The sequence below is a fragment of the Neobacillus niacini genome (assembly GCF_030817695.1).
In the GTDB taxonomy this organism is placed as follows: domain Bacteria; phylum Bacillota; class Bacilli; order Bacillales; family Cytobacillaceae; genus Neobacillus; species Neobacillus niacini_F.
Window position 1 is genome coordinate 4,035,244 of the sequence record NZ_JAUSZQ010000002.1, and the last position, 12,087, is coordinate 4,047,330.

The 12,087-nt window shown below is 41.7% G+C and carries 12 protein-coding genes; 1 reads left to right on the top strand and 11 read right to left on the bottom strand.

Features of this window, described 5'->3' with window-relative positions:
* Positions 1-80 precede the first annotated feature (80 nt).
* Entirely contained in the window at positions 81-467 is a 387-nt protein-coding gene (locus QFZ28_RS20275) for a DUF1398 family protein (protein ID WP_307196323.1), read from the top strand.
* 200 nt (positions 468-667) lie between these two features.
* On the opposite strand, the gene QFZ28_RS20280 is transcribed toward QFZ28_RS20275, so the two are convergent.
* From QFZ28_RS20280 to QFZ28_RS20330, 11 genes are all read right to left on the bottom strand, one after another.
* The gene (locus QFZ28_RS20280) at positions 668-1,543 is read right to left on the bottom strand and encodes a fumarylacetoacetate hydrolase family protein (protein ID WP_307196324.1); all 876 of its coding nucleotides are present in this window, start codon (positions 1,541-1,543) and stop codon (positions 668-670) included.
* A gap of 210 nt (positions 1,544-1,753) precedes the next feature.
* On the bottom strand, positions 1,754-2,734 hold the full coding sequence (locus tag QFZ28_RS20285; RefSeq protein ID WP_307196325.1) for an electron transfer flavoprotein subunit alpha/FixB family protein: 981 nt from the start codon (positions 2,732-2,734) through the stop codon (positions 1,754-1,756).
* A gap of 13 nt (positions 2,735-2,747) precedes the next feature.
* On the bottom strand, positions 2,748-3,542 hold the full coding sequence (locus QFZ28_RS20290; RefSeq protein ID WP_307196326.1) for an electron transfer flavoprotein subunit beta/FixA family protein: 795 nt from the start codon (positions 3,540-3,542) through the stop codon (positions 2,748-2,750).
* Between the two features lie 186 nt (positions 3,543-3,728).
* Entirely contained in the window at positions 3,729-4,580 is an 852-nt protein-coding gene (locus QFZ28_RS20295) for an aspartate/glutamate racemase family protein (protein ID WP_307196327.1), read from the bottom strand.
* Between the two features lie 347 nt (positions 4,581-4,927).
* Positions 4,928-6,304, bottom strand: coding sequence for an FAD-dependent oxidoreductase (locus QFZ28_RS20300; RefSeq protein ID WP_307196328.1), 1,377 nt, complete (start codon positions 6,302-6,304; stop codon positions 4,928-4,930).
* Positions 6,305-6,310: 6 nt separating this feature from the next.
* Positions 6,311-6,757, bottom strand: coding sequence for a GlcG/HbpS family heme-binding protein (locus tag QFZ28_RS20305; protein WP_306072802.1), 447 nt, complete (start codon positions 6,755-6,757; stop codon positions 6,311-6,313).
* Positions 6,758-6,788: 31 nt separating this feature from the next.
* Entirely contained in the window at positions 6,789-7,517 is a 729-nt protein-coding gene (locus tag QFZ28_RS20310; protein WP_307196329.1) for an SDR family NAD(P)-dependent oxidoreductase, read from the bottom strand.
* Positions 7,518-7,534: 17 nt separating this feature from the next.
* Positions 7,535-8,956 (bottom strand): FAD-binding protein, encoded by a 1,422-nt coding sequence (locus QFZ28_RS20315; RefSeq protein ID WP_307196330.1) that lies wholly within the window; start codon positions 8,954-8,956, stop codon positions 7,535-7,537.
* A gap of 13 nt (positions 8,957-8,969) precedes the next feature.
* A complete protein-coding gene (locus QFZ28_RS20320; RefSeq protein ID WP_307196331.1) occupies positions 8,970-9,839 on the bottom strand; it encodes an isocitrate lyase/PEP mutase family protein in 870 nt (289 codons plus the stop codon).
* Positions 9,836-10,672, bottom strand: a complete 837-nt coding sequence (locus QFZ28_RS20325) for an FAD synthetase family protein (protein WP_307196332.1) — start codon at positions 10,670-10,672, stop codon at positions 9,836-9,838. Before QFZ28_RS20325 ends, QFZ28_RS20320 begins: the two co-directional genes overlap by 4 nt.
* 51 nt (positions 10,673-10,723) lie before the next feature.
* Positions 10,724-11,920 carry an acyl-CoA dehydrogenase family protein gene (locus QFZ28_RS20330; RefSeq protein ID WP_307196333.1) on the bottom strand — a complete coding sequence of 399 codons (1,197 nt, stop codon included), beginning with the start codon at positions 11,918-11,920 and terminating at the stop codon, positions 10,724-10,726.
* Positions 11,921-12,087 lie beyond the last annotated feature (167 nt).

Here is a 12,087-nt window from a genome sequence, read left to right on the forward strand (position 1 = left end):
CATTTGGAATTACAGGTTTAGGCATAAGAGTTCGCTTTTCGGTTAAAATGATGGAAGAAACTTTCGATGGAGGAACCAACATGAATGATAATCTAACGGAAAAAGAGTTACATAAGATTATTGAAAGAAGAAGTACAGGAAAAACAAACTTCGGTGAATTTTTAGAGGAATTATCTCAAATTGGGGTGATTCAATACGATATTAATGTTGCCACGGGTGAAGCCACTTACAAGGGGGAGAACTCTGAAGTAAAAACCGATCCTCAAGTTCAATTTGTCATTTCAAATGATTTAAATAGAAACCAGGCATTACAAGCAATCGCCAGCATTGCACTTCCCTTTTTAGACTTTCTAAGAGAGCTGGCTTCAGCCGGAGTTATCACCTATAACGTAAATATTATCGAGAAAAAGGCTAAGTATGTTGGTATGAATGGTGACCAAATAGTAGAACCCTTGGAGCTATCATAGCCAAAACATAAAAAGCGTTAATTTTTTAAAATTAACGCCCCTAGTCCAAATAAATATGTTCTTTTATTTTTTCGAGAACGGTTCTGCAAAATTTATTTTGATGAGGTACGAATTTTTTCTTTCGTACATGCTCTACAAATAAGTTTTATTTCCCTCTCTGTTAGTGTAATTCATTGGGTATGAGTACCCATGTTCCATTTCTATGTTAGCTCTTGTTTTTTCAATTTATTTACTAGGCTACCAAGACCCTCAATCTCACAAACTACCTCATCACCTGGATTTAACCAGTTTTTCTCTTCCATTCCCAAAATAACGCCCTCTGGTGTACCTGTATAAATAACGTCACCTGGCTGAAGCGTCATAATTTGGGACAAATCACTGATAAGCTTAGCAGTAGAGAAAATCATATCTTCAGTGTTTGAATTTTGGCGCAGTTCACCATTCACCCAGCACTTTAGGTTCAAGTTTTGTGGATTAGGTACCTCATTTGCTGTTACGATATAAGGTCCGATTGGAGCAAATCCGTCGATTGCTTTTCCATAGAGCCATTGATGACTGCGGAATTGAAGCTCACGTACGGACAAATCATTGCCAACGGCATATCCAAACACATAATCTAAAGCCGTCTCAACAGAAACATTTTTCGCCGGTTTTCCAATTACCGCTACTAATTCGACTTCGTAATCCACTTGTTCAGCCATTTTTGGTACTGGTATTTCCTCACGATGTCCAGAAAGACTATTGGCGTATTTAGCAAAATAAATTGGTTCTTCAGGGATAGCCAAACCAGATTCTATTGCATGTTTACGGTAATTAGCTCCAACACATATGACCTTTCCCGCATTAGGAATTGCCGGTGCGTATTGAATAGTTTCTTCATTCAATTTCTCAGCGGAATTTGCAACTATTTTCGTTAACGCTTGTAATGCTTCATCCCCGCCTTTAATAACATCTAGCATAGTTTTTGGTGCAGCAATTCCTGTTTTCTCAGAAACAGCTTGGACATCAATAATTCCATCTTCTGTTTTAATACCAAGTTTTATACGTTGATTCTCATAGTAAGAAAGTACCTTCATGCCATTCACCATCCTATTAAATTAATATGGTTGCTAATATCAGTCGAAACTTTTTCATTGTCTATATAGAATAAATACTATCTGTTTTTTAAAAATTTTCCAACAATTGATATCGAATTACTAGTAAGACAAATAGGATAAAGACGTTTAAAAAAGAAAATCCCCAATGTTTTTAATTGAGGATGTCTTTCTTAGTCATGCCGAAAATGCTTAAACAAGTACCTTTTTTAGTTTTTCTGTAAGTGCTTGTATAACACTTTTGTAGTCAGCAACGACACCAATATTGGCTCGTTTAAAAATAGGAGCTTCTGGATCTGTGTTAATCGCCACAACTGTCTTGGCGTTTGTAATTCCAGCAAGATGCTGACTGGCGCCAGATATTCCAACTGCAATATAAAGGTCTGGTGCAACGATGGCACCTGTCTGACCTACCTGAAGGTTTGAAGGAACCCACCCGGCATCACATGCGGCTCGCGACGCACCGACTGTACCTCCAAGTAAATTTGCAAGAACCTGTAGTTCAGTAAAGCCTTCTGGTCCACCTAGTCCACGGCCTCCTGCAATGATGATTCGAGCATCCTCCAAACGAATATCCGATAATGCAGCTTGAATTTTTACAACCAGCTTTGTAACAATCATCTCTTCTGAAGGGGCATAATCGACTTCAACAATCTCCCCTTTATTTGTCTCATCTGGCATATTCACATCCTGGCTTTTTTGACGAATACCAACTACTACCTTCTGACGCGTAGTGGAGTATTCACCGAACGCCTTATCTCCGTAAATAGGACGAATCCAGCTTACTTTGTCACTGTGAGCAGTATAGTCGACTACTTCGGTAATAGCTGAGGCACCAGCACGTGTAGCAATTCTTCCTACTAAATCCTTACCAATCTTGTCGAAGGAAAGGATAAGGATATCGGCTCCAGACTGTTCAAAAACAGTGTGGATGCTATTAACAAACAGTTCAACATCATATTCAGCCAACAGAGGATTAGAAATGGTGTATGCGATACTTGCCCCGCTGGCAATTGCTTCCCTAGCGCCCGCCTCAGCGAAAGGTCCAAGGGTGACAGATCGAACTTCACCTCCAGTGGAACTAGCCAATCGGCTGCCGAAGGTAAGTGCTTCCTTGGCCCCTGAACTCAAGGAATCCCCCTGTTGGTTTGCAAATACAAGAATTCTCGTCATAGTTGAATTTCTCCTATATGATCTTGAGAGCCAAAAGCCGGTCAGCTAATTCGCTAGCAAGTTCCACGCCATCATCACCAGGCAAGACCTCACAAGCAACTTCCCGATTAAGGACGTAGGCACGCTCAAGCTTAACACCTGGTTGACAGCGCTCTGTATCAAGATTAAGATCTTCTGATTCTAATAGCGTGATAGGTTTACTTCTCGCCAGTCTAATATCCTTGACCTTTGGAAGTCTTGGAACGTTTGTCTCAGAGCTGATGATAGTAAATACAGAAGGAGTTGGAACACTGACAACCGCATATCCACCTTCCACTTCAACAGTAGCCTTTGCACGATTCTCTTCCACCTCAAGCTCTGAAACAAGTGTCACGCAAGGGATTCCTAGTTCCTCAGCCATAACAGGACCAACGAGACCTTCCTCTATATCACTTGCTTGGTAACCTGTAAGCACCAGTTGGGCTCCGCCTAAAGATTTAATGGTTTGTGCTAGAATATGGCCAACAGCCTGTCCGTCTAGATTCTCCCATTCTTCATCCCAAACCCTTACTGCTGCATTTGCGGTAAAAGCTAGTGCCCTGCGCAGTACCTCCTCCGATTCCTCATCTCCAAGACAAAGTGCGGTAACAGTAGCTCCAGGAACCTTGTCACGAAGTTGAATTGCTAATTCAAGTGCATTCTCTGCAAACGAGTCGAGTACCAAATCAGTGTCACTATTTTCAGGACGATTCGTGTCCGGGTCTATTTGAAAATATTTTGGTGTAATTTCAGGATCTAGAACCTGTTTAAGGCAGACAACGATATGCATATTCATTTCACCTCTCAATTGTTTACATTGAAGATTTCATTTGGTTCCCTTCAGCGAATTTTTTTGACTGCGAAGGGCACTAAAAATCTATTTTGATTCCCTTCAGCAAGCTTTTTCCTTTGCAATGGGCACCAAAAACCTACTTTGATTCCCTCTAGCAAGCTTTTTACCTCGCGAAGGGCACTATCAGTTTTTAACTCCTATCCCTTTAACAGAAAGTCCTTTATCGTCTTTAGGATTAGGAGAAGGTATAAGTCCATACATTTCTCGTAGTCTTTCCACTGCCTCAACAGGCGGCTTTGCATTATAGAATCCTCTGCGTGTCATGTAAACACCTGAGTTTTTGCGAAAATCTACGAGTGACTCGCACATCTTAATTCCTGCTGCAAAGGAGTCGACCACTGGTACATCTCCAATTCTAGAAATTCCATGGGTCGCTAAAAAGACATTCATTGGACCCTCTCCCGGAATAATTACATCCGCTCCATCTGCGATCGCTAATTCAGCTGCTTTTTTGAAAGATTCAATGATTGGCTCTGGATCATTAAATCCGGCCATAATATCATCAAAGCCCACTTCGGTCTGAACGATTGGTCCTAGCTTACCACCTAAACCGTACTTGTCAGCATTCTGCCGGAGTTGATCCGCTAATGGAGCCAAGAAATTCACAACTCCAATCCGGTCTCCAAGCATTGACGCCATGTGGAAGGAGGCTTGACCATACCCCACTACTGGAATATCCACCAACGTACGTGCTTCCAATAGTCCAACATCAGGAATGGTTGCAATGAACATGGCGTCGTACCCGGCTTTTTCAGCGGTAAGTGCGGCGCGTACAAACTGTTCGCGGTGCAGATTTTGCAAATAGGAGTGGGTAATAAAGATCCCCGGGTAATGAGAAGGATATGTCTCTTCCGACATACCATGTAAAACAACCTCTACATCCGGGCGGGCAATTCTGCTAACATGATCGATAATGGCATCCCGATAATGCGGCACCCGGTTAATAGTGGTAAGGCTTTGATGCCAAATTTTCATCTTAATGACCTCCTTTTTTCTCTGTTATAACTGCATGTTGATTTTCACTGCGTTTGAAAAATAAACGGTAAAATTCCGACTAAATTGGGAAATACCCATATTTCCTTAAAAATAAAGGAAGTTTTTCCGTTTATATTATCCAAATCTTTGGATTTTGTCTTATTTAGAGCAGTTAATCGGAATATCTCCGCTTATATCTGCCTCTTAAGTTTCCTCTATATACATTAGCCGAAAAATCTCCGCCTATGGATTCTCATACCTACACGAAAATCAACAATGAATAATAACAGGGCCTTAATACAAGAAACTTACCTTGATAGTTATCCGCCTGATATAACTTGGCCCCCTTAAACTACCGCATTCTCAGAAACCGCTGCTTTTACTGCAATCCGTCCAAAAACGGCAGCTTTCCCTAACGAACTTCCCGTCATGTACCCAGCCCCATGAAATCCACCGGTTACCTCTCCTGCTGCATACAATCCAGGAATAGATTCCCCGTAAGGGTTCACGACCTGCGCCTTGGCATTTACAGATATACCTGCATAGGTGGCAAGCATTGCAACTGTTGATTCAAATGCATAGAAAGGTGCTGTTTCAATCGCTGTTGGTTTACCGTAGTTATGTGTTAAAGACTTTCTGCCGTAATCAGGATCTTCCCCATTTTGAACGCCTTGATTATATCTAGAAATGGTATCTTCCAGTACTTCAACCGGTACATCAATACAATCTGCCAATTCTTCTAAAGTATCAGCTTTGTACAGAAGTCTGCGCTTCTTTAGCAATTCAAAGTCATAGAGCGGATCATCTAATACACCCTTATCCATTACGGTTTGATCCCATACTTGATAGCTGATCTGCTCAGGCTGATCGAATGCGGCTTTTCCTAATAGTTTATAAGAATTAGATTCATTCACGAACCTCTTTCCAAGCTGGTTAACCATAATAGCTCCTTTATAAAATGCCAATCCCTGCGACTTTAACTTCCCTGCTGCACTTGGATGAAATCCGTATGTTCCATTTAAATAGGGAAGGTCCTTCACCCATGCACCATGCTCCCAGGCCATCCGAATCCCATCACCTTGATTGCCAGCACCGCCAATTCTTAAGGCGCCTTTTAATTGCGGGGCAAACTGTCCCAGCAGCTCCTCGCTTTTAGCAAAACCGCCAGAGGCAATTAATACTCCTTTCGAAGCAGCTGCCTTTCTTTCTACCCCATCACTTTCATATAGAACCCTATCAATCCGTCCTTCTTCATTCTTTAATAGTCTTTTTGCAGGAGCATTAAAATAAACCGTCACATTGGGAAGCTGTTTCACTCTCTTGTATAAGGACTGGATTGCCTGATGAGGATCGATAATATGTCCGCGTGGAACACTATGACCACTTACCGCTTCCAAGGATCTAAACTCGATATCGTGGTTAACCAGCCATTGGTAAGTCTCGAGCTGATGTCTGCCGTATTCAGCTACAAGTGTTTGATCATTTACCCCTCCGCCAACCTCCGTCATATCAGCAAGCAGCGATTGAGTAAAATCGATAATTCCTGCTTTTTCCTGCATATCTGTTCCTGCAAATGCCATATAACCTGAGCTGAGGACTGTACTGCCGCCAAGTTCATCCTGTTTTTCCAGGAGCAGGACATCTACCCCCTGCTCCCCAGCTTCAACGGCAGCACACATGCCCGCAAGCCCGCCTCCTAGAATAATCAAATCATAGCGTTCCATTCCTTATCACTCCTCAGATTCAAAGGCTTTTAACACTTCTAAGGCGGCTTCGCATACCTGCATGTCGTGTGAATAATGACCTCCGCTTACACCAATCCCACCAATTAGTTCGTTATTGATTTTGATTGGATATCCACCGCCAAAAATGACTAATCTAGGTGTATGAACAATGCCATGTAATAATGGAGGATCGTCCTTTAATCTGTCATACCATTCATGTGTTGCACGGTTATAGGCTGCAGCAGAAAACGCCTTATTTTGAGCGATTTCAAGGCTTAGTACCGGCGCACCATCCATCGCATAAAATGCTTTTAAATTACCAGGTTTATCGACAATTGCAATACTAAAAGGAATTCCTAGTTCTTGTCCCTTTGCTAATGCTGCTTCGAGCATTTTATTGGCTAAAGCTAGGCTAATATTTTTTGATTCAATTGCTGTTGTAAAGTTTTCCAATTTCTTTCCCCTTTTCTATCAACATATTAGTTTATAAATTTACTGGTCTTCCATTCCCAAATGCCTCGATTACTGTAGCCGATACCGCTTTCATTTTTGGCAGGCATAAATCAACGATTACAGTTGCCATATCAATTGGATGTAGCCAATTATCTTTGTTCGCATCTGGTGCAATATCTTCCATCATCTTTGTATCAACTGGGCCTGGGCAAACCGCATTTACCCTGACATTGAATGGTTTTAACTCTTCTCCTAATGCTTTGGAAAATCCAATAACTGCCCATTTCGAAGTAATATAGGCACTTCTATCCGGACCGCCTTTTGTTCCCCAAATGGATGATAGATTGATAATGACACCATTTCTTTTCTCTTTCATTTGCGGTACTACTGCTTTTGCACATAAAAATACACCGCGAGTATTGATATCTTGGACAAAGTCCCACTCTTCAACTGTCGTTTCATCGAATGGCTTGAGCAGCATGACACCGGCATTATTGATTAAAATATCAATACTTCCGAGTGTTTCTACCGTTTCCTGAACAGCTTTGTTCACATCATCCTCAGAGCGTACATCACCAGCGAGAGCGATGGCTTCGCCAGCAAGCTCTTCCCTAATATAGGCAGCCACTTCCGTAGTTTCTGTTAGACTTCGAGAAAAAACAGCTACTTTTGCTCCCTGTTTTGCTAAAAGTATACATGTTTCCCGGCCAATTCCCCTGCCGCCGCCAGTTACAAATGCAACTTTATTTCTTAAATCCAAAGTTAGTCACCCCTTCTTTACACCCCAAGTTTTTTATCACTGCTAACATAAGAAGCTGCATGCTCACCAGCACGCTTACCAAACACAAGACCTCGAAGCACGGATGTACCGCCAGGATATTTTCCATAATAAAGACCAGCAGTTTCACCAGCGACATATAAACCAGGAATTACATCATCATCCTGCGATAATACACGGCCATTTGTATCAGAAGCTAAGCCTCCATTAGTGAAAACATTGGAGCAGACGATTGGGTAGGCAATAAATGGCGCCTTATCAATCGTTATCGCCCAGTTTGATTTTGGAGGATTAATGCCAACAGCCTGTTTACCGTCCTTCTTATCCCAGTGGAATTCCCCAGGCTGTACAGCAGCATTATAGGCTTCTACCGTAGCAGTCAACTGATCCGCAGGCACTCCAATTTTTACAGCTAATTCCTCAAGTGTATCGGCCTCAATCGCCGGTTTATCCGTCTCGATTGCTCTCTCATAATTCGGAATATCGTACATTTTTTGGTCACTGATCATATAGGCGATATGGTCAGGGAGATCGTAGAAGATTTTGCGGGCTACCGCTTCATATTGTTCGTCTACTGTGGAAACTCCTTCATCTACAAAACGTTTGCCATTTTTATCAACCAAAATCGCATAAGGGTAGGTCATAACTGCTGCTTCTTCCCGCTTACTTCTAGGGTCCACTGGTTCCGCATGGAAGGCATCGAACTGACCCGCTCCCTTTGCACCAATTGCCATTGCCATCCGAATACCTTCCCCTTTGTTGTAAAGGCCGCCTTCGGCTACGGTACGGATTTTATGTGCATCCCTGCCAACATACTGTGCCATCATCTCTTGATTTCCTTGGAATCCGCCAGCTGCAAGAACAACGGCGCCGACTTTCAGTTGAAGAGAATTTCCACCCTTAACCCGAACCATAAGTCCATTTATCGCACCTTCATCATCAAGGAGTAATTTCCATGCTGTTGCCTCGTAAATAATCTCAACACCAAGTCCGCCAGCACGACGTGATAATGTATCAATGATTGCCCGGCCGCCGCCGACTGGAAGCAGTCGCGGTCTTGAAGCTGTTAAAAACATCGTCGGCAGGTAATCGAATTCTACCCCTTTTTCCTCGACCCAGCGCAGAGTACTACCAGCGTTTTCTGCGAGAGTTTCTATGTACTCCCTATCGGAAAAATGGTCTGAGAACGCCATCATATCTTCTACAAAGTTGTCTGTGATTTCATCAATATTCTTCATTCGCATGTAGGACGCTGTCCACCTAGAATTTCCGCCCCGATGATCGTAATCCGTGCGTTCTAAGATTGCGATCCGTAAATTTCTTCCTATCTTCTTGGCACTCTCCGCAGCGGACAAAGCTGCCGCCGTTCCTGCCACACCGCAGCCAATTACTACAATGTCATAATCCAATTCTCTCTCCATTTTTTGGTCCTCCTTATATATTTAAATACTTCTTTTCCCAATCTTTAATTTGATTGAGTTTGAATAGAGACTGTCTTTCTTCCCACGTACAAATTAAAGGTAATAGATTTTCCTGTGAGCCTTCTTCTTTAAGAATTCTTAAGGATTCAGTAATCCCTTTAATGGCCGAGCGAAGAGCTGTATTTGCACAAAGCATGATTTTAAAACCGATTTCTTCCGCTTCTTTTAAGGAAATTAGCGGAGTTTTTCCGCCCTCTACTAAGTTAATAACCTGAGGGATTTCTTTTAGTGAACTAGTAATTTGCCGTAATTGCTCAATTGTATTTGGTGCTTCGACAAAAATAATATCAGCACCTGCTTCATAATAGGCAAAAGCCCTGTCGATAGCGTCTTCAACGCCATTCACGGCTATTGCATCAGTCCGTGCCATAATCGCGAGATTTTCATCTTTTCTTGCGTCTAAGGCAGCCTTGATTTTACCGACCATTTCTTCTTTAGATATGACTTCTTTTCCGCTAAAATGTCCGCATTTCTTTGGTGATACCTGGTCCTCCATTTGAATGGCTGCGACTCCTGCACGTTCAAACTCTTTTACCGTCCGAATCACATTGATCGCATTTCCGAACCCAGTATCTCCATCTACTACGATCGGAATATTGGTAACGTCGGCCATTCTTGCAACAATATCAACCACTTCCTTTAGAGAAGTAAGTCCCACGTCAGCCCAGCCAAGCTGTGCATTGGATATACCAGCTCCCGTTGCGTAAATCGCCTTAAAGCCCGTTTCTTCTATTAATTTCGCTGACATTGCATCATAAGCACCAGGAAGTATAAAAGAACCTGGTTCACGCAGCAGCTTTTGGAAATCTTTACATTTATTCATAGAGTTAATCCTCCAACTTTTAAAATAGGACGAGAAGAGTGAGAGTCCTCGGAAATACGCTGATGCCAAACAATCGATAGCCTCCCAAACATATATAGCGGCAGTTCTGAAACAGGTTTAAGAGATTTTTCTTCCACAATCACTTCTGTAAGCATTGATAAATTTCCGATATTAAAGGTTACAGCATACTTTCCGGGGGCAGGAAGTGTATAGTATGGATTCAGCTTGAAGGTTTGACCATCCCACATTCCTTCTACTTCATAGCAGCACCCAAGAAAATCTGGCAGTTCCTCTACATTACCTGCTGCTAATCTTTCACGTATGCTAGTAGAGCTGATTTTCTCGCCACGGCATGCCACTTTTTCCACCTTTGTCACATCAATGTTTTCACCACTGTCATTCTTCAAACGCTCTAAATTTCCGATTCCCCTAGAGCCATAAGTAAAGTCAAAACCAGCAACTGCATGGATAACCCCTAGATTGACCAGATAATCTTTAACATATTGTTCAGGTGAAAGAGCGGCAAATTCCTTAGTGAATTCAACAATATAAAACGTATCGACACCGAGCCCCCGAAGAATTTTCTCCTTAACAGAAAGGGGAATTAAATAGTCAATTTGTTTTTCCCCATTAGATAGGACAGACTTTGGATGTGGAAAGAAACTCATAACAGCTAGCTGCACACCCTTTTCTTTCGCTATCCGTAAAGCGGTTTTGATAACTTCACGGTGTCCAAAATGGAGTCCATCAAAAAAACCAAGGGCCATTACACATGCATTTGCTGTTAGCTGCCAATCTGCTAAATTATCACGGTTTATATAGATCGTTTCCATACAGTCTCCTTTCTTCTTGATTAAGATTTTTTTTGATAGTTTAGTAGCATTCTAATACCTTAGTGCATTCGATTCTAAGCCGGATAGAACGCGTCCATAATTTTCTTTTGTGATTAAAGGTGATAGCGTTCTGTGTGAATATAGCGTCCAAAAATCACGGAAAATCCTTTGCAGCGGATGACCTTCATATACATAACCAGAACCGCTTGCTAGAATTAAAATATCGAGTGCTTCCTTACTTACCTGATTGGCATAACCGATATCTGCTAGAGCCTTCACTCGTGCTGGCTTATCCATGAAATTACCGCTGGCAGCCCAAGCATCTAATTCATCGGCCACACGGTAGTAATGCATGGAAGCGGTGTCAATTTTCAACGCAGCGTCGGCAAGTAATGAATGGAGAGTAGGTGAATCAACTAAATTTTCTACACCAATATGGGCAGCTTTTCGATTTGGAAGCGTTACTTGGAAAAATTCTAATGCTGCCTTTGCCAATCCTAATCCTGGCAATGCCAGAGACAATGCTAGAGCTGGAAAAAGTGCTGTATTATATAAAGGTATATCCCTGAGATGATCTGACTTAAATTGTCCATTCAGTACTTCTGCAAATGAAACAACTCGATGATCTGGAATAAAGACGTTCGTCATTTTTACGCTATTACTTCCTGTACCCTTCAACCCCATAACATGCCAGTCATCCATAATCTCTAATTCTTCGAAAGGAAGTGTCATTAAAGCCTGATCTACAAGGTTTCCTTCATCATCTCTGATTGCCATTCCGAAGTATCCCCAAGTTGCATGAAGTGAACCTGAACAAAACATCCAAAAGCCATCTTCGATTAAATAACCACCCTCAACTTTTCGGGCAATACATTTTCTAGGTTCATAGACTCCTGCGAAAAGAACATTATCTTCATTCTCTCCGTATATTTCTTGATGCGTTTTTTCCGTAAATGATTCCGCTACCATCAGTTCACGAATGGCACATAGTGACAAGATCCAGCCTGTCGAAGCACAGCCGCGGGAAATTTCAACAATAACATCAGAATAGGTTCTCATGCTTGTTTGATAGCCGCCATAAATTTGTGGTCGAAGTAATTTGAAAAGTCCAGCTTCTTTTAGCTCATTTATGGTTGCTTCAGGAATTCGGCGGATTTCTTCCGTTTCTTTAGCTCTTTCCTTTAGCTTTGGAACAAGTGATTTGGCTTTATCTACAAGATAAGCGTCATTATAGGCTACTTTGTTCATTATAAAATCCCCTTTTCAATTTTTTTCTCTTATTCGTTTAAGATCTTATTTAAATTTTAGAAAATTTCAAAACCTTTTTAAAGAATAAAAAACTTTCAATTTTCAAACATTTTTAGATAACTTTTATTAGTTTTTAGGATATTAACTAATGGTTTTGTCCCCGAGAC